The following is a 19,271-nucleotide window of genomic DNA, read 5'->3' on the forward strand; positions in this document are numbered from 1 at the left end:
TTCTCGTGAGCCGTGCCCTTACCGCACGACCGTGAGGCGCCGAGTTTGCACCTGCCCCCCAGCCACCATGCGGACGAAGTACACTCCGCTTGGAAACCGGCTCGTGTCGAGACGCCGCTCGGCCCGTCCAGCCGCCATGGATCCTCGAGCAAACGTCGCCACCCGCTGCCCCAGCACGTTGTAGAGGCTGATGTCGACGTCCGCCGCCTTCGGCACGGCGTAGCGCAGCGTGACGCCGTCTCGGGCCGGGTTCGGGAACGGAGCATGCAGCGTCAGCCGATCCGCCTCCCCGAGCCGCACGACCACGACATCGGTGAAAGTCGCCGTACCGTCGAGGTCGACCTGCCGGAGACGATACGTTAGCGAGTCGGCAGTAAAGGGAAGCGTCTCGTCTACGAAGCGATAGGACTGCGCTGCGTCAGTTGTGCCGCGGCCATCCACGAAGCCGAGGGCCGTAAAGCTCTCCCCTTCGACGGCACGCTCAACGTGAAAGCCGGCGTTCTTCGTCTCCGAGGCGGTCTGCCAGTTTAGACGAACAGCGTCTCCATCCCGCTGCGCCGAAAATCCAGCCAGTTCGACCGGCAATGTGCTCTGGGCCGCCGTTACCGCAAACTGGCTGAAGCCCGTGACCCCCACGGCACAGATCTGGGTCGGGGTGTTCGTCGGTCGGAGCTCGGACGTGAGTTGCGTCCAGGTGGTGCTGTTCGCATCCGGTCGCTTGTAGAGGGCCAGGTCGGACGCCGAAAGTCCCGAGACCACGAGGTCCTCAATTGAAAAGCACACGTCGGCGTCGAACGAAGCAGCGTTGTCGCTGAGGGTGAGCGACCAGAGTGCATCGACGGCCAGCCCCTGTGCGTCCGGCAGACCGAGCGCCGCCGGATCCGGCGGCGCAAGGTCTCGCACGGCCTCCAGATCGACGGCAGTGCTCAGACTGTTGAAAATCAGCTCCAGGTTGAGACCACTCCATTCGATGGGCTGGAGGTTGGCGGGATCGAGGGACGCACGGCGGGCGGGGTTGCCGTCGGTCTTCCATAGCTCTACGCCGTGATCCGGGTCCGCCGCGGCGAAGTACAGGTAATCGCCCGACACGACGAAGGATGGACTATAGTTGGGCTTCGGATTGCTCGAACTCGATCCTGGATTGACGTCTTTGATCAGTACCGTCCCGGCCGCTGTGCCATCGCTCATGAACAGCTCACGGCCGTAGGCCGCGTCGTCCGCACTCACGTAGAGCCGATCGTTGAAGCAGGTGGCGTAGTTCGGGCCGGCAATGGGCGAGATGCGCTGGGTGCCGGCGGCCGTGCCGTCCGTCGCCCACAGGTCCGTACCATTGTCGAACCGGTTGACGCCCTCCAAGAACAGCCTCCCTCCGCAGGAGATGAGCGGTTGCCCACCCTGAGCGAGAATATCGCGGACCAGAATCTGAGTGCCGCCGGGCGTCCCGTTGCTTTTCCAGAGGTGATTGTCGGTCTCGAAGTAGATGGCGCCATCGTGAACCGAAATGTCGGGATTGTAATCGGCAACAGTCAGCTTTGCCGTTCCGCTCTCGGTGCCGTCGGAGATGAACACGGCGTAGTCCCCGTTCTCGTCCCGGGCCCCAAACACGACGCGGTTCCCAAACGGCGTGAGTCCCTGCGGACTGCCGCTGTTGTTCGTGCCCGGATACAAATCGGCCACCTGCACAGTGCCATCGGAGGTGCCGTCGCTCACCCACAACTCTTCCCCATCCACGCTCCGGGCCGCAAAGAAGAGGTTAGTCCCGGCTACAACGAGTCGATTCGGACGACCATCTAAGGGATAGGTCTGCCCGTACTGCTGATACGTTCCGGGGTACAGGTCTTTGAAGAGGACCGTGCCGCTCGTGGTACCGTCGCTCACCCACAGCTCTTCGCCGTACTGATCGCCCTCGGCAGCAAAAAAGACCCGCCCATCGAAAACCGCCAGCCACTCTGGGTTGGAGCCGGAGGATGAGTTGATCTCTTTGACCTGATACGTACCGGCGGCCGTCCCATCGCTCACCCACAGCTCTCGATAGGACGTGTCGTCCTTTTTCGCACTGAAGAAGGCTCTCCCATTAAGCGCAACGGTTTCTTCTGGCCCAAAGCCATCGGTGTCGACATAGACATCTTTGACGAGCTTCGTCCCCGCCTCGGTCCCATCTGAGATCCAGGGTTCGAAGCCGTGGGTGTTGTCTTTGGCCGTAAAGAAGAGGCGCCCATTCAGGTCGACGGGCTCCTGGGGATTGCTGTCGTACGCCGCCCCCGGATTGATGTCTTTGACGAGTTCGGTTTGGGCAATCGCGGCTTCCGGGCCGACCAGGAGAATTCCCGTAAGGAGGAAAATCCAGCAGGCGTATCGATAGGGCATGGGACAACGGCAAAGAGGGAGGGAAACAATCAACGCCCAATATACACCATATTTTGTTTCCGTGCGCTCCTCTGGCACAATTCACCAGGGGAGAACTGGCGTAATCCAATTAAAAACGCCGCTGCCCTCCTCAAAGTCGGTCACCAGAGAGGCGTCCAGCGATTAACCTCAAAAAGGCACAAGATTGTCAGAACCCATCCAGCCGAAAGGAGAGATTCCAATGTCCGTCGGAGATAGGCTGGCACGAGCCGCAGTGAAGCGAGTCGAGAGCAAAAATGAGCGCCGCCGCCTCCAGGTCAGACCAATCATAGATCGGTCACTGAAGACGGCGGCGCATTCCAACCTCCACACTCAATACTTCGCTATCACCTACGCGTCGACGGTCGCGGCCCCATCGCCGCCCGCCTCCGCCGCGTCGGCGGCGTCCCCGGTGCCTGGCATCACGCGCTCAAACGTGAGGCCTGACGCCTCTTCGGCCAGCTCAATCCGGACGGTGTCCCCGTCATCGATGAATCCTTCGAGCAGGGCCTCGGACAGGCCGTTCGACACGTGCCGCTTCATCACGCGCTTCAGCGGACGAGCCCCAAAGGCCGGATCGTAGCCGCGGTCCGCCAACCAGTCCTTCGCCTCGTCGGAAAGCGTCAGCGAAAGGTCGTGGCTCTTCTCGGCGATCCGCTGCACACGCCGGAACTGGATGTCGACGATCTCGCGGATGTGCTCGCGACTGAGCGATCGGAACATCACCACGTCGTCGATCCGGTTCAGAAACTCCGGCTTTAGCTGCTTGCGCAGCATCTTTAGGACCGTTTCCTCCAGTTCCTGCTGCTGGGCGTCGGTCAGGTGCCCCTCGACCTCGTCCATCGTGTCGGAGATCACGTCCGATCCCATGTTGGAGGTCATGATGATGATCGTGTTGGTGAAGTCCACCGTGCGGCCCTGGTTGTCCGTGAGCCGGCCATCATCGAGCACCTGCAGGAGGACGTTGAAAATCTCGGGGTGCGCCTTCTCAATCTCATCCAGCAGCACCACGGAGTAGGGCTTGCGGCGCACCGCCTCGGTGAGCTGACCGCCCTCCTCGTACCCCACGTAGCCGGGCGCCGCGCCGATGAGGCGGCTGGCCGTGTGACGCTCCTGGTACTCGCTCATGTCGATGCGCACCATCGCGTCTTCGTCGTTGAAGAGAAACTCGGCCAGGCTCTTGGCGAGCTCCGTCTTGCCGACGCCGGTGGTGCCCAGGAAGATGAACGAGCCGATCGGCTGATCCCCCTCCTGCATGCCGGTCCGGCCGCGCCGCACGGCGTCGGAGACCGCCTCAATGGCCTCGTCCTGTCCCACGACGCGCTTGGAGAGCTCCTCTTCCATCCGCAGCAGCTTCTCGCGCTCGCTCTCCAGCATCTTCGACACCGGAATGCCGGTCCAGTTCGAGACGATCTCGGCAATGTCTTCGCCGTCGACCTCTTCTTTCAGGAGCGCGCCGTCTTCCTGAATCTCCTCCAGCTTCGCGTTGGCCTCTTCGGCCTCTTCCTTCAGATCGGGAATCTCCCCGTAGCGAATCTCGGCCACCTGATCGTACTTGCCCTCACGCTCCAGATTTTCGGCCTCCACCCGAAGCTCGTCGATCTGCTCCTTCGCCGAACGCACCGTCTGGATCAGGTCCTTCTCTTCCTTCCAGCGCGTCTTCAACTGGTCGCGCTCGTCTTCCAGGTCAGCAATCTGCTTGTTGATCTCGTCGAGCTTGTCCGCCTGTTCACCTTCATCGCGCTTGATGGCCTCGCGCTCAATCTCGAGCTGCCGGATCTCGCGCTCCAGCTGATCGAGGTCAGCGGGCATCGAGTCGATCTCCATGCGCAGCCGGGCGGCCGACTCGTCGATCAGGTCAATGGCCTTGTCCGGCAATTGCCGGTCGGTGATGTAGCGCTCACTGAGATCGGCGGCGCTGATGAGCGCGCTGTCGTTGATGCGCACGCCATGGTGCACCTCGTAGCGCTCCTTCAGACCGCGCAGAATCGAGATCGTATCTTCGACGCTCGGTTCGTCAATAACAACCTTCTGGAAACGGCGCTCCAAGGCGCGGTCGTCCTCAATGTGCTTCCGATACTCGTCGAGCGTCGTTGCGCCGATGGCACGCAACTCGCCGCGGGCCAGCGCCGGCTTCAGAATGTTGGCCGCATCCATCGCGCCCTCTGACGCCCCAGCCCCCACGAGGGTGTGGAGCTCGTCGATGAAGAGCACGATCTCGCCGTCGGACTCGGACACCTCGTTCACGACGGCCTTCAGCCGATCCTCAAACTCGCCGCGGTACTTGGCCCCGGCCAGGAGCGCGCCCATGTCCAGCGCCACGATGCGCTTCGACTGCATGGACTCCGGCACGTCCCCTTGGACGATGCGAATCGCAATGCCTTCCGCAATCGCGGTCTTGCCAACACCGGCCTCTCCCACAAGCACTGGGTTGTTTTTCGTCCGGCGGCTCAGGATCTGAAGGACGCGCCGAATCTCTTTGTCGCGCCCAATCACCGGGTCGATCTTCCCGTCGCGGGCCAGTTCGTTGAGGTCGCGCGCAAAGCGGTCGAGGGCCTCGTATCGACTCTCGGCGTGCGGATCGTCGGCACTCTGCCCGCCGCGCACGTCTTCCAGAACCGTCATCACCTGATCCTTCGAAGCCCCCTGGTCGCGAAGGGCCTGTCCCACGTCGTTCTTGCCCTCCACCAGGCCGACCAGCAGATGCTCGGTCGACACGTACTCGTCGCCCATCACGTCGGCCTCAGCCCGCGCCCGGTCGAACACCTTCTTCAGATCCTCGCCAATATACTGATCGCCCGCACTCGCACCCGTAACCGCGGGCAGGCCCTCCAGTGCCGTCTCGGCCTGCTGCCGCAACCGATCGAGGTTGGCCCCGATGCGCCGCAGAATAGAAACCGCAACGCTGTCGGGATCACTCAAAAAGGCCTCCAGCAGATGCGGCGGCTCAATGCCCTGATGATTGTGGGAGGCCGCAAGCTCCATCGCTTTCTGGACGGCCTCCTGCGCTTTTACTGTAAACTTTTGGAGATTCATAAACTTCTAGGTGGTCTATATCAGATTCAGCACGGTCGGTCTGGCGTCACGTCGGATCGGCTTCTTCCGGCCTCCGTCGCCGCTCCAGCGTGCCCCTATACAGATCGAAAAGCATACCAGCCTTCCCTGCTCTGACAGGATGGCAGATCCCCGAACGTGGAGTGAGGTGTGTAGACTGTGGAACGCTCCGGATGGACGGATCCCTCAATTCCACACTCCTCATTCCACACCCCGCATTCGAAATGATCGTGAATCCGTATTTGTAACGCACTGCGTCAAGACGAACCGGAACCGATGACGCAGCGCGTTATTTAATGAAACGAACAATCGTTGGGTCCCTTTGCCTCAGATAGGTGTCCCATCGTTTGCCCATCCTTTTCAACAACGACCCGAGGACTGACATGACGGCACAAGACACCACGACGCCGACGAACGGCGAAGGCTTCGACCTCAAGGAACTGCCCGACGAGGTGACCGGACGGGCCCGTGAGATTTGGCTGGCCGGGCTCGGGGCGCTCTCGCGACTCGAACAGGAGGGGGACAAGGTTTTTCAGACCCTCGTTGAGCGCGGCAAAGACTACGAGGACAAGCGCAGCAAACAGATTCAGGACGCAACCGAAAACCTCCGCAAGCAACAGGAATCCTTTACGAAGGACGTCACCCAGCGTCTCGACGATGCAACGCAGTCCGTTGAAAAAGCGGTGTCGGACACGCTCAGCGGCACTCTTGGCCGCATTGGCGTGCCCACCCGGGACGAAGTGCGGGGACTGTCGCGGCGCGTCGGCGAGCTTTCGAAAAAGCTCGACGCGCTCTCGCAGATGCTCGACGCTCAACAGACAGCTGTCGAGGAACGCGTCCTCCACGTTATTCCCAGCGAGAACGGCTGGACCGTTACGATCGAAGGCGAAGACGATGTCTTGGATCTCTACGACACGAAAAAGGAGGCTGTGAGTGCGGGTCGTGAGGCCGCCAAGACGCACGCGCCGAGTCAGCTCATCGTACACAAGCAGGATCGCTCGGTGCAGGAGTCGTTCTCTTATGATGCGGAGGATGCGGAATAGTCCCCACAGCATCCGTAAAAACGCCTGGGCGTCTCTACTCAACGCGGCCCGTTGCCCGATCTCGGTCGGGGACGGGCTGTTTGTGTTTGGTGTCCTTCCGCTTTCCCCCAAGGTCTCCAGTGTCCGCCGGCGGAACGAGCGCTCCAACCTCCCTCGGGAACCTTGATTTCTCCATTCGCTTGGGTGAGGGATCACCTCCGTCGTGTCCTCTCTCCCCAAAGGTCCTTCGATGCGTCTGCTCTCTTCCGACGAGCCAACCGCCGATGACAATACGGATCCACTCCATGGGAAGTCTCGGACGCTGGGCCTCTTGGCGCTGGCCTCGCTCTTGGCGATGGCGCTCTGGTTTTCGGGGTCAGCCGTCGTGCCCCAGCTCACAGCGGAGTGGAATCTGAGCGGGGGACAGCAATCGTGGATGACCATGAGCGTGCAGATCGGCTTCGTGGTCGGCGCGCTGCTGAGTGCCAGCCTGAACGTGGCCGACCGCCTTCCGGCGCACGTCTTCTTCGCGGCATCTGCTCTCACGGGCGCCGTCGTGAACGCCGCGGTAGCGATCGTGGCTCCGGGCCCATGGTCTGCGATCGGTTTTCGCTTTCTGACCGGCGTGACCCTCGCGGGCGTCTACCCGCCGGGCATGAAGCTTGTAGCGACGTGGTGCAAAGAGGATCGCGGCGAGGGCATCGGGCTGCTGGTGGGAGCCATCACGGTCGGCTCGGCCCTGCCTCACCTCCTCAATGCCCTGCCCGTCTTTGAGGGGACGGGCGGCCTCCCGCCCTGGCGTACCATCGTCCTCATCGCCTCGGGCCTCGCGGTTGTCGGAGCGGGCATCGCCTTCCTCTTCCTTGAAGAAGGCCCGTACCTGAGCAAGGCCACCGGCTTTAACTGGCATCATGCGGGCGAAGGGCTCCGCAGCACGCCGCCCCGCCTGGCCAATTTCGGCTATCTGGGGCACATGTGGGAGCTCTACGCAATGTGGACGTGGGTGCCCATTTTCCTGCTGGCCAGCTACGAGGCCGCCGGATGGAGCGAGCAGATGGCGCGGATCGCGGGCTTCAGCGTCATCGCGGTCGGGGGCGTCGGGGGCTACTTGGCAGGCCGACTGGCCGATCGTCTCGGACGCACCCGCATCACCGCCTGGAGCCTCGCGGTGAGCGGCACCTGTGCACTCATAGCGGGCCTTTTCCTCTCGATGCCCGGCGTACTCACGGTGCTCTGCCTCGTGTGGGGCTTTGCGGTGGTGGCCGACAGCGCGCAGTTCAGCGCCGCCGTGAGCGAGCTTACCGACCCGCGCTATGTGGGCACGGCCCTGACCGTTCAGACCTGCCTCGGCTTCCTTCTTACACTCGTCACGCTGCGTGCTGTGCCACCGCTGGTGGACGGGCTGGGATGGGCCGGGACTTTCCCCTTCCTCGCAATCGGTCCGGCATTCGGCCTCTGGAGCATGATGCGCCTGCGCGAGCTGCCCGAGGCAACGCAGATGGCGTCGGGGAATCGGTGACAAGGCCAAACATCACTGTGGAAAGCGCCTCTCACCCCACCGACGCCCTCAGTCGTCGCTGGGCCACCACGGCCGCCCCGACTGGTCCCGCATCATCGCCAAGCTCCGCCGGTACAATCCGAATTTGCTCCGCCCCTCGCCGCTGCAGGTAGTGCTGCCGTGCCGTCCGTTCGATCGGTTTCAGAAACGACTCGCCGAGCCGCTCCACCACTCCGCCGCCGTACACGATAATCTCGGGATCGAGTACGTTCACCAGGTTGGCCGTCAAGATGCCCAGGTAGTACTGTGCATTCTGAAGGACCTCCTCCATCAGCAGATCTTCCGCCTCCAGCGACGCTTCGATGACGCTGCTGGTGAGTTTCTTCTTGCCCTTGTCCTCCATAATTTCGAAGACCTCCGTCTCGCGTCCCTTTTCCATCTCCTCGTGGATGATGGCCTCCATTGCCGTCTTGCTGGCGTAGGCCTCAACGCAGCCGTCCCGCCCACATCCGCAGGTTCGGCCATGCGGCTTGACGATCACGTGCCCAATCTCGCCGGCCGCTCCGCGCCAGCCATGATGCGGTGCCCCATCGATAATGAGTCCGCCCCCGATGCCGGTGCCCACGAAAATCCCGATCATGTCCAGCGCCCCCTTGCCTGCCCCGTGCACATGCTCCCCTACGACCCCGACGTTTACGTCATTGTCTACCATGACCGGAATACCGAACCGGTCGTGCAACGCCTCCCCAAGCGGCACGTTGTCCCACCCCAGGTTTGGTGCCGACCGGACGATGCCGGTCTCTTCTTCCACCGCCCCGGGCGCCCCGATACAGATGGCAGAAAAATCGCTTGCTTCTGCGTCCATCTTTTCGAAGACTGTCCGGATGGTCTTCTCGATTCGGTCGAGGACTGCTTCTATGCCCTTTTCAGGGCGCGTCTTTTTCTTTTTCGACTTCAGTATCTCTCCGTCGCGAACGGCGGCAGCCTCGATGTTCGTTGCTCCGAGATCAACACCAATGATTATTGGGACTGTCATAGCCGATCGAGATGGATTATAAATAGAATAGACGCCTGACGTAATCAGGGGCAGATCGCCTCCGATGCCCGCCCGGCCGTGCTCAAAAGGACGCTGTCACAGAAGACGCAGACAAGTGCCCATCGGTTCGGGTTGCAATGCGATGATCGACCGTAATATTTTCAACGACTGGTCGGGGGCCACAGAAAATCATTGTGCATAGATGCTCACTCTTCTCGTCATCGCTCCCTCCGCCATGATTCACCAGGATGTTCTCATGCGGCAGATTCGGCAGTTCACGAAAGCCATTGCCACCCTCCTCGGGCAGTCGCACCGCGAGCAGCCGGACGAAACGCTGCGGATGATTGATCAGGCCTGCAAGGACCACCTCGACGGCTCGGCCGAAGCCCTCCGCACCCTCCCGCCCAGTACTCTTCTGGAGCTGTGCCACGAGGGGAATCGGTTTGTGCCGGAGGCCGCCGAATCGCTTGCCCAAACGCTGCAGGAGATGGGCGAGGCCCACAGGGAACGCGACGAGCCCGAAAAGGCCGGCGCGTGTTTTGCCCGCTCGCTGATCCTCTACCGCCGCATGCTGGAGGACCCGGACGCTCCGGTGTCGTGGCAGATCGGCACCACCGTCGCGGCTCTTTCTGAGCGTGTCGATTCGTTTCCTGTGGACGACGCCGCGCAAGATGCACTCGACGCCTTACGCAACGCCGATTGAATACGACTCGCGTCGCCCCCTCTCAGCGGTTGACGCCTATCCCTCCACCGCTTCTTCCTCCGGCATCCGGAACTGATACGAGGCCAACTCCCGATAGAGCCCCTCCTGCTGAACGAGGGACGCGTGGGTGCCGCGCTGCACGATCCGCCCGCGATCGAGCACGAAGAGGCGATCGGCGGCCTGCACGGTGGACAGGCGATGGGCAATGATAAAGGTCGTGCGCCCCTCCATGAGTCGCTCCAACGCCTCCTGCACGAGGGCTTCCGAAGCCGAGTCGAGCGAGGACGTGGCCTCGTCCAGCAAGAGCAGACGCGCATCCCGCAGAAGCGCCCGGGCAATGGCGATCCGCTGGCGCTGCCCCCCGCTCAGCTTCACCCCTCGTTCTCCCACCTCCGCCTCGTAGCCGTTCGGCAGACCGACGATAAAGTCGTGGGCGTTCGCGGCCCGGGCGGCCTCCACGATCGCCTGCTCGTCGGCCTCCAGCCGCCCGTACCGGATGTTTTCGCGGATCGTGGTGTTGAAGAGGTGCACTTCCTGCGACACCGCCGCAATTTGTTCTCGCAACGACGCGCGCGTCACAGACCGAAGGTCGTGCCCGTCTACGGTGATCCGTCCGTCCTGGGGGTCGTAGAAACGGGGCACCAGACTCACGAGGGTCGACTTGCCCGCCCCGCTCGGGCCCACCAACGCCACCGTCTCTCCTGCCGCCACATCGAGGGATATGTCTCGGAGAACGGGGTGCCCCTCGTCGTACGCAAACGTCACCGCCTCAAAACGAACCCGTCCCTGTAGGCGGGGAAGCGAAAAAGCGTCGGGGGCATCCTGCAGCTCCGGCGTCGTATCCAAAAGCTCGAAGAGCCGTTCCGTCGCCCCTGCAGCACTGTTGAAGGTCGTATAGAGACGCGACACCCCGCTGACACTGCGGGCGATGTTAAAGGCATAGAAGATAAACGCTACGAGGTCCCCTTCCGTCAAGCGTCCCGCCAGTACCTCTACCCCACCATACCAGAACACGGCCACGAGCGCCGCAAAGAAGAGCAGGCCGACCGTGGAGGTGAACAGCGTCGACACCAGCACGCGGTACTTCGCCGTGTCGAAAAGATCCTCCACAGCCTCGTTGTACCGCCCGACCTCGTGGCCGGAGCGGGCAAAGGCCTTCACGACGCGAATGGCCGCCAGCGCCTCCTCCGCCACAGCCGTCGTATCCGCCAGACGGTCCTGAATCCGTCGCGACAATGCCCGGATCTTGCGCCCAAAGTAGACGGCAAACCCACTGACGGCAGGCACGACAAGAAAGATAATCATGCTGAGCCGCCAGTTCAGCAGCACCATGAGCACCACTGACCCCGTGAGCGAAAGTGACTGTGTGAGGAGCTCCGACAGCGCCTTCGTCACCGCATTGCGGACCGATCCCACATCGTTGGTGAGACGAGACGTGAGGTCGCCCGTACGATGATTGGCGAAGAACCGGAGGCTCTGCCGATGAAGGTGGCGGTACACCCGCTTCCGAAGATCCGTTACGACGCGCTCCCCCGTCCACTCCAACAGGTAGTTGCCCCCGAACGACAGCGCGGCCCGCAACACGAATAAGACGACGAGCCCGATCGTGAGACGATCGAGGAGCGCGCGATCCCCCTCTCGAAAGACCGCATCCACCAGCTCCCGGAGTCCGAGCGGCACGATGAGGGCAACCAGCGCGCCTAGAGCAGTACACACGAGGGCAACGGCGAGACGACGCCAGTAGGGACGGCTCAACCGAAAGATGCGCCGAAGGGCCGTCCACAGCCGCTCCGGGCGGAGGGACTGTTCACTGGAGGAGGGGGCGTCCGCCATAGATTCTGAGGCCGTTCAGGCGACGAGAAAGGAGGAGGCAACGAACCTTCTGTACCTGCCTCGCGCCTTAAGGATTCGGCCCGCCCCTCCGAAGCGTCCTGCTCAAAGCAACAGGACCGAAACATCCCATCTCCTCTACTCTGCCTGCAGATGGAGATCCCCGCTGAAGCTCTCAAACGCAATCATCGGTCCCCCACCGGCAACCGAGACCGTTCCGTCACTCTGCGCCGAAGAGTCCGGCAGGGGAAAATCTGAACGAAGGCCCCCGCCCCACCCAAAGTCGGTGCGAAGATCGAACGACGCGTCGGCCGGAAGGATGATGTTGGCACTTCCCGAAAAGCTTGCAAACTCATGCCCGTGGAGCGGCGGCTCAAGCGTCACCCTCGCGTCCCCCGAAAAAGTGGCAAACGTCACCCCGCCCCGCACGCCGTCGGCTTCAAGGGATCCGGAAAACGTCGCGACGGTGATGTCGCCCGCCACGTTGCGAAGGTGAACAGGCGAAGAGGATCCTTCAACGGTGACCTCCCCCTTCAGGCCGCGCACCTCCACGGGCGCCTGCTCACTGGCCACCGATAGCGTGGCAGTGACAGGCACCTGCAAGGTGTAGTGCGACTCGGGACCGCTCGGCCCTCCAAATCCGAACAGGGCCAACAGTCCTCCCTCTCCCCCGCTTCCTCCCTCGGTGTGAATCCGAACACGACGGGCATTGCCCTCCATTCGCACCCGCACGTTCTCAATCTCTTTCTTGCTTTCCCCCGTTATCTTTACGGCCGCCCGGACGCTCGACCGCTCCCAGGTCGTGACGCGCACGGACCCAGCCCCGACCTGAACCTCGACGGTTCCATCGGCATCCAGATCGGCCTCTTTCGTAATCGTACGGGACGACTGGGCCTGGACGGGCATTCCCACCAGAACGGAACAGAGCAGACACAGCCCCACCATCTGACGACGACTCACGGAAGTAATCATGGAAATGTGCGGGATTGAATGATCGAAAAACGGCCCAAACACTCCTGCTCCCTCGTGGGCTTCCTGCACTCAACCGCCCTCCCTTGGATCGTGAAAAGAAACGCTGTTCAGCTGGGCAACGGTACCTATCCGGCCACACTACAACATCTACTGTTTACCGCAGGTCAGTCTGCACCCACCGGCCGCGTTCGCACGACGAGGGCTTCTCCGTTTGCTTCCGGCCCATCCCGTCCCTCGATGCGAGATCCTTCCCGACAGAAGAGGACACCTCCGTCTGATATAGACCCGCTCGTGACGTGCATAATGATCCCGAGTTGGTACTAATTCTCTATCGCGATATCCACGTCGGCAAGTGCCGGTTCGTGAACCGTTTCGTCTCGCTCTAATCGCCCGTCGCGGAGGTGAATGATACGGCGCGCGTGGCGGGCAATGTCTTCCTCGTGGGTCACCAACAGAATCGTGTTGCCTCGACGATGCAGGGCCTCCAACAACTGCATGATCTCCGCCCCAGTCTCTGTGTCCAGGTTGCCCGTCGGTTCATCGGCCAGCAGGAGGGCCGGACGATTGACGAGCGCGCGAGCCGTGGCCACCCGTTGCCGTTGACCGCCCGAAAGCTCATTGGGCCGGTGGTCGAGCCGGTCGCCCAGCCCAACGTCTCGAAGCACCTCGGCCGCCCGCTCACGGCGTTCCGCCCGGGACATCCCGGCGTAAATGAGCGGGAGTTCCGCATTGCGCAGGCAATTGACCCGGGGCAGCAGATTGAACGTCTGGAAGACGAACCCGATCTCCCGATTGCGGATTTCGGCAAGCTCATTGTCAGTAAAGGTGCTCACATCTTCCCCCCTCAGGTGATAGGTTCCACTCGTGGGGGTATCGAGGCAGCCGAGCATGTTCATGAGCGTCGACTTTCCGGACCCGGAAGGCCCCATGACGGCCACATACTCCCCCTCCTCGACCGAGAGCGAGATGCCGTCGAGCGCCCACACCTCTTCACTCCCCATCATATACTGCTTCGTGAGATCCGAAATCTCGATAAGCGCTCGTTCGTCGCCGCGTGCTGTTCCGTTGGTTCTCTGAGCCACCATGACTGTGGTCGGGATTGGGTCAAGAAATCCGCGATGATAACGCCCCGCTGCGCCTACTGGGAGGCCGCAACAACCTGTTCGCTTCCCTCGTCCTCCTCAGACGGCATCTGCACCTTGGTGCCCGGAGCCAAGTCCTGACTGACGGCCTCGTACGGTCCAGTGATGACACGGGCCCCCTCGTCAAGACCCGCACGGATCTCCATGTGCGTATCGTCGGCAATCCCGGTGGTCACCTCCACCATGCGCGCAGTATCGGCCTCGGCCACAAACACCACCTTCCGCAAATCCTCCCCCCTCGACGCCTTCGCTCCGCTCGAGTCGGACGAGGTTCCGGAACGGACCTCATTGAAGTCGCGCACGGTTACGGCCTGGATGGGCACCGCCACGGCGTTGTCCACGGTCTCGGTCTGGATCTCGACCGACCCGCTCATGCCAGGACGAAGGACCGGGCCACCCATCTCCCGTGCCGGCACTTCAGGACGAGAAATGCCGCCACTCTCTCGTGTAGAAGCAGTCGCAGCGTTGGGATCGCCGAGCACGCGGATCGTGACTGGGAAATTGGTAACCTGCTGCTGACTGCCCTGATTTTCGATGCGCGCTGAGTTCGCAATCTCCGTCACGGCCCCCTGGAAGGTGCGCTCGGGATAGGCGTCAATCTCGATCGAGGCCGTGTCCCGCGACTCCACGTTGACGACGTCGTTCTCATTGACGTCCACCTCCATCTCCATACGGTCGAGCTGGGCGATGTTCATCATTTCCGTTCCGGCGCGCTGCGCAGTCCCCACCACGCGCTCTCCAACCTCCACTTCGAGCTTGCTCACCGTCCCGCTCATCGGGGCGTAAAGCCGTGTCTTTTCTAGCTGCTCCCGTGCGTCCTGCAGGCTCGCCTTTGCACTCTCAACCTGGTAGCGAGCCGACTGCAGCCGGGCCACGGCCTGCCGGTAGGCGGACTCGGCGTCCTGAAATTCGCTCTCTGAAATGACGCCCTTGTCGTAGAGCTTCTGCTTCCGCTGATAGGTGCGGCGCGTCTGCACCGAATCGGCTCGCCGCTCGGCCAGGGCCGCCTTTTGCTGGGACACCTGAGCGCGCTGTCGGTCGAGCTGCGCCTGGTAGTCGTCCGGCTTGAGGCGGGCGAGTAGATCGCCCTTCTGCACGGCGTCGCCCTCCTGCACCGGCAGGGCCACAATCTCCCCCGATACGTCGGGGCTAATCGTGACCTCGACCTCCGGCTGCGCTCGCCCGAAGGCCGTCACTACCTGCGTGACGGTGCGGCGCTCGGCCCGCTCCGTTTCGATCGAGAGGCCTGGATCCTCGCCGCCGATCCACCCCATTCCCCATCCAATCCCCCCAAGAATGAGGACGACAGCCAGAAGGCCACCTCCCCAATAGAGAATGCGACGCGACGTGCTCGTTGCGGATGACATGGTTGCGTAAGACGTAATTCGTGAAGTGTGAAAGGAACGATCCAACCCAAATCGGGCCCCCAAGGTCTACTCGTCCTGCTGCCCAAACATGGGAGCGACCGGATTCAGGCGGCCGACGTGGTAATCGATTTGCTCCTGCTGAAAGAGAAGGTTGTAGCGCGCCCGCACCTGCTGGCTGGCCGCGTCTACGTAGTCACTGTTGGCGTTGCGAAGCTCGACGATCGATGCAGACCCAAGATTGTACCGCTCCTGGGTGGCCGTGCGAGCCTGCTCGGCCGCCCGGAGCCGCTTATTGGCCGCCTCCAGCTGCTGAACGGCGTTCTGATAGTCGAGGTAGGCCTGGCGGACCTGTAATGCCACCTGTTGCCGCTGGTCCTGGAGGGCGTACTCCGCATTCTGCGCCTGCACCTGCGCTCGTTCGACCTGCGTATTGCGCTGCAGTCGGTCGAAAATCGGAATGTTCAGGCTGAGCGAGATACCACCGCCCCGGTTGTTGTCCAGCTGATTGCTAAAGCTCGGCGTGATGAATTCGTTGGGATTGTTGGGATCCGGAATCCGACCCCGACTCGTCCAGTCGGTTCCGTAGCTGCCGCCCACCGACAGGCTCGGATAGTAGGAGGACCGTGCCGACTGAATGCCATGCTCCGCAGCACGGCGCTCCTGCTTGGCAACCTCTAGGTCGAGACGATTCTCAAAGGCCTCGTCGATGAGGGCCGACAATTCGTAGGTCTTCTCCCCCAATGCTCCCTCCTGTACCTCTGGCACCGCAAACGTATATGCCCGGCGGGGATTCAACTGGAGCGTCTGAATGATGCGGGTCCGATTCACCTCGCGTTCTCGTTTGGCCTGCAGAAGCTGCTGCTCGGCGTCGGCCACGTCGGCCTGCTGCTGATACAGATCCGACACCGGCCGGGAGCCCGCATCCACAAACTCCTGGATCTGCTGAAGTTGCTGGCGTCGTGCCTGCAGGGCCTCACGCCGGACTCGTACGTTTTCCCGACTCTCCACGAGCGCAATAAACTGCTCCATCACCGTGAACACCACCTCTCGACGCGTTCGGCGCAGGTCCTGCTCGCTCGCCCGTGCCTGATCGTTCGCCTGTCGAAGGGAAGCAACATTCTCGAACCCGTTGAAAAGCGTGATGCTCGACCGACCACTCAGGTTAAAGAAGTCCGTCGAGCGAGTCGTAAAGTCCCCGGTTACCTGACTAAAGTTGCGACCAAACCGTCGGGACAGATCCGACGTCACGTTCAGGTTCGGGGCAAAGTCCATCCATTCGGCCTGCACCTGCACATTGGCCTCGCTCGCACCGGCCTGAGCACGTTTGATGTCGGTGTTCTGATCAAGAGCGATACGCACGGCCTCGTTGAAGGCAATCTGTGTGGTGTCCACGGAGGCAGGAGCCGTGCTCTGCTGGGCGCGACTGACCTCCGTCAGCCCCCCAATCAACAGAAGCATCAATCCAACTCCTCCCCACGTGGCAATGGCGAGACAAGAACGAAAGCGTTGAGGCATAATGCAGGGTGTATTTGTGGAATGAAACGCAGAGTGCAGGACTGTCGAGTTACTCGTACCGAAGCGATTCAATGGGATCAACGGAGGCGGCCTTGTACGCCGGATAAAGCCCGAAAACCAGGGCAATGACGCCGACGACGATCATGCTTCCAACGGCCCATCCCCATGGGATTGAAGCTCCAATGTCGAAGTAGAAGGCCGTTCCGTTGCCCACGAGGACCCCGAGCGCAATGCCTAGCCCGCCGCCAATTAGACAGAGAAGCAGGGCCTCCAGGAGGAATTGCCCGAGGATGTGCCATCGCGTTGCCCCCACGGCCTTCCGAATCCCGATTTCCTTCGTTCGCTCCGTAACGGATACCAGCATGATGTTCATAATGCCCACCCCCGCTGCCAGCAGCGCAATGGCCCCAATGCCCGCTCCGCCCAGCGTGAGGATGGAGGTGAACTGCTGAAAAGAGCTTTGCATGGTCTCGTTGGTCGAGATCTCGAAATTGTTCGGCTCGCCCGGCGGGACCTCACGGATCACGCGCATGTGTCCGATGACCTCGTTCTGTGCGGTCTGCATCTCGGCCATGCTCGGCGCACTCACACTGATCATCGAAATGTCGCGCTGGCCGCCCCCATACGACCGCAAAAGGTGCGTGATGGGCATGTACATGCGGGCGTCGAAGCTATTGCCGAGGAAGTTTCCTTTCGCCTTCAGAACCCCAACGACCTTATACTCGCCTCCCTCAATTTGCACCCATTTCCCCAGTGGCGACCGGGCCGGAAACAGCTCCGAGGCAATATCCGGGGTAATGAGGGTCACCGCCCGAGCCTGCGTTACGTCGGCCTCCGTTAGGGACCGCCCCTTCTTCAACTGCCGACTAAAGTTGGTGAGCACGTGCTCGTTCGTGCCAATGACCCGAATATTTCCCTTGTCCGTCCGGCGCCCCTGAAACTGAGCGCGCCCCACGTCGAAAAACTCCTGCGGGGCCACCGGAAACGACACCCGCTCGGCAAGCCGCTCGACCTGGGCATGGGTGATGTCCGGCCGGGCTTCCGGGTCATCGCCCCCGAAGCTGATCACGGGATCTTTTGACACCGTGAAGGTGGACGACCCCAGAAGCTGCAACGAATCCTGGAAGTACGCATCAATTACATCGACCGCCGTCACCGACGTGACCACCGCAAAGATGCCAATCACCATCCCCAGCAGGGTCAGTGCCGAGCGCAGCTTGTTCGCGCGCAGGGCGTCGAGGGCTGAGCCGAAGGCTTCGCGAAGTCCCATATCGCGGAGAAGTGTCGTTGAAAGGTGCCAAAGGGTGCTCTGCCGAAGACGATTATTCGTACCGGAGGGCCTCCACCGGTTCCGCCTGTGCGCCCGTCCAGGCCGGCGCAAGCCCAAACCCCACTCCCACCGCCGTACAGATGCCGAACGCGAGCATGACAGTAGACACGGGCAGCGATGCGGCAACGCCTAGGGTCGAGCGGACCATCGCGGCAATGCCTGCCGAGATGCCGATGCCAATAAGACCTCCGATGAAGCAAATCACGACTGCCTCAATCAAAAACTGTAGGAGAATGGTGCGCTTCTTGGCCCCCACCGCCTTCCGAATGCCGATCTCCTTCGTCCGCTCCTTGACCGACACAAACATGATGTTCATGACCCCGATGCCTCCCACCAATAGTGCGAGGGCCGTCAGGAAGATGCCCACCCCATAAATTCCTCGCTTGACCGGGGCAAACTGCTCGCGCACATCGGACTGCTGGCCCACCTCGAAGTTGTTCTCCTCCGTGGGCCGCAGCCCGCGCTCCACCCGCACAATGCCAATAATCTCACTTTCGGCCTCCGTCATGGTCGTCGAGGGCGCCACCTTCACCTTTACCTCTACGCCTCGATCCCGTACTCCCCACCGCGCGTCGAAGGTGTCAAACGGAATCAGCACCTCTCCGTCCAGCCCGCCTCCAAAGAGCCCACCCCCCTGCTCCTTCAAGACCCCAATCACATCGAACCGATGTCCCCCCACCGAGACCTCCTTGCCGAGCGGCGACACGATCGGAAACATTTCGTCGGCCACCCTGGCCCCGAGCACAATGACAGACCGCGCCGAGCGCGCTTCGCTCCGACTAAAAAACCGGCCTCGCTGAAGTCCCACGCTCTGAATGCGCGGGTAGTTGGCCCCAACGCCATTGACCGTCACCCCTTCGAGCGACTGGTCGCGTCGGCTTACCAGATACGACTCGTTCACGCTGGCCATGGTGGCCTCGGCGTAGCGCGACCGGCGGTCAATCGCATCCGCCACCGACGGGTCGATTTCGGGACGATTGATGTACTTCCACCACTGGTTGGTCCCCCCCATCGGCCACACCTGCACGTGGAGCACGTTCGACCCGAGCGACGATAGTGACTGCTGAAAACCTGCCTCAATGCCGTTGATTACCGTCGCCATGCCCGTCACCGATGCAATGCCGATCACAATCCCGAGGGTGGTGAGCACCGACCGCATCTTGTTTGCCCAGATGGCCTGACCGGCGATCCGGACGCCTTCGACGATTTCGAATACAAAACGACGCACAGCACTAAAAATCGGAGTGAGTGTAGCACGAAGCGGCTCACACTGGACCTGAGGCTCGTCCTGTCGGGGAGGCGGCGGTCGTTCATCTCCGCCCGCGACGACGCCCCCCGTGAACGGTTATGCAATCGCCCCTCTTCCCCCTCTTTTTCCCCAGGACCGACATGCCAGTAGACAGGCCCATCGGCGTAT

The 19,271-nt window shown here is 62.0% G+C and carries 13 protein-coding genes; 3 read left to right on the forward strand and 10 right to left on the reverse strand.

What is annotated here, in order from left to right:
• Nucleotides 1-18 precede the first annotated feature (18 nt).
• Both BSZ35_RS03570 and clpB read right to left on the reverse strand, forming a co-directional pair.
• The gene (locus BSZ35_RS03570; RefSeq protein ID WP_105011161.1) at nucleotides 19-2,367 is read right to left on the reverse strand and encodes a T9SS type A sorting domain-containing protein; all 2,349 of its coding nucleotides are present in this window, start codon (nucleotides 2,365-2,367) and stop codon (nucleotides 19-21) included.
• Nucleotides 2,368-2,736: 369 nt separating this feature from the next.
• The gene (clpB, locus tag BSZ35_RS03575; RefSeq protein WP_105011162.1) at nucleotides 2,737-5,421 is read right to left on the reverse strand and encodes an ATP-dependent chaperone ClpB; all 2,685 of its coding nucleotides are present in this window, start codon (nucleotides 5,419-5,421) and stop codon (nucleotides 2,737-2,739) included.
• Nucleotides 5,422-5,822: 401 nt separating this feature from the next.
• Between clpB and BSZ35_RS03580 the strand changes: the two genes are divergently transcribed.
• Together BSZ35_RS03580 and BSZ35_RS03585 are read left to right on the forward strand one after the other, a co-directional pair.
• Nucleotides 5,823-6,482 (forward strand): phasin family protein, encoded by a 660-nt coding sequence (locus BSZ35_RS03580; protein WP_105011163.1) that lies wholly within the window; start codon nucleotides 5,823-5,825, stop codon nucleotides 6,480-6,482.
• Between the two features lie 229 nt (nucleotides 6,483-6,711).
• Entirely contained in the window at nucleotides 6,712-7,980 is a 1,269-nt protein-coding gene (locus BSZ35_RS03585; RefSeq protein WP_105011164.1) for an MFS transporter, read from the forward strand.
• Nucleotides 7,981-8,011: 31 nt separating this feature from the next.
• On the opposite strand, the gene BSZ35_RS03590 is transcribed toward BSZ35_RS03585, so the two are convergent.
• Nucleotides 8,012-8,995 carry an ROK family protein gene (locus BSZ35_RS03590; protein ID WP_105011165.1) on the reverse strand — a complete coding sequence of 328 codons (984 nt, stop codon included), beginning with the start codon at nucleotides 8,993-8,995 and terminating at the stop codon, nucleotides 8,012-8,014.
• Nucleotides 8,996-9,197: 202 nt separating this feature from the next.
• Here BSZ35_RS03590 and BSZ35_RS03595 point away from each other — a divergent pair, with 202 nt between their 5' ends.
• Nucleotides 9,198-9,698: a hypothetical protein gene (locus BSZ35_RS03595; protein WP_258096059.1), complete on the forward strand. Its 501-nt coding sequence runs from the start codon at nucleotides 9,198-9,200 to the stop codon at nucleotides 9,696-9,698.
• 36 nt (nucleotides 9,699-9,734) lie between these two features.
• On the opposite strand, the gene BSZ35_RS03600 is transcribed toward BSZ35_RS03595, so the two are convergent.
• The 7 genes from BSZ35_RS03600 to BSZ35_RS03630 all read right to left on the reverse strand — a co-directional run bounded on the left by BSZ35_RS03600 (nucleotide 9,735) and on the right by BSZ35_RS03630 (nucleotide 19,082).
• The gene (locus BSZ35_RS03600) at nucleotides 9,735-11,531 is read right to left on the reverse strand and encodes an ABC transporter ATP-binding protein (protein WP_105011166.1); all 1,797 of its coding nucleotides are present in this window, start codon (nucleotides 11,529-11,531) and stop codon (nucleotides 9,735-9,737) included.
• Between the two features lie 135 nt (nucleotides 11,532-11,666).
• The gene (locus tag BSZ35_RS03605) at nucleotides 11,667-12,500 is read right to left on the reverse strand and encodes a hypothetical protein (RefSeq protein WP_146109988.1); all 834 of its coding nucleotides are present in this window, start codon (nucleotides 12,498-12,500) and stop codon (nucleotides 11,667-11,669) included.
• Nucleotides 12,501-12,820: 320 nt separating this feature from the next.
• Nucleotides 12,821-13,585, reverse strand: coding sequence for an ABC transporter ATP-binding protein (locus tag BSZ35_RS03610; RefSeq protein ID WP_105011168.1), 765 nt, complete (start codon nucleotides 13,583-13,585; stop codon nucleotides 12,821-12,823).
• Between the two features lie 53 nt (nucleotides 13,586-13,638).
• Nucleotides 13,639-15,009, reverse strand: a complete 1,371-nt coding sequence (locus BSZ35_RS03615) for an efflux RND transporter periplasmic adaptor subunit (protein ID WP_105011169.1) — start codon at nucleotides 15,007-15,009, stop codon at nucleotides 13,639-13,641.
• A gap of 66 nt (nucleotides 15,010-15,075) precedes the next feature.
• On the reverse strand, nucleotides 15,076-16,524 hold the full coding sequence (locus BSZ35_RS03620) for a TolC family protein (RefSeq protein ID WP_258096060.1): 1,449 nt from the start codon (nucleotides 16,522-16,524) through the stop codon (nucleotides 15,076-15,078).
• Between the two features lie 49 nt (nucleotides 16,525-16,573).
• Nucleotides 16,574-17,794 (reverse strand): ABC transporter permease, encoded by a 1,221-nt coding sequence (locus tag BSZ35_RS03625; protein ID WP_105011171.1) that lies wholly within the window; start codon nucleotides 17,792-17,794, stop codon nucleotides 16,574-16,576.
• 52 nt (nucleotides 17,795-17,846) lie between these two features.
• On the reverse strand, nucleotides 17,847-19,082 hold the full coding sequence (locus BSZ35_RS03630) for an ABC transporter permease (RefSeq protein WP_105011172.1): 1,236 nt from the start codon (nucleotides 19,080-19,082) through the stop codon (nucleotides 17,847-17,849).
• Nucleotides 19,083-19,271: the final 189 nt, after the last annotated feature.

It is taken from the genome of Salinibacter sp. 10B (genome assembly GCF_002954405.1).
Taxonomy (GTDB): domain Bacteria; phylum Bacteroidota; class Rhodothermia; order Rhodothermales; family Salinibacteraceae; genus Salinibacter.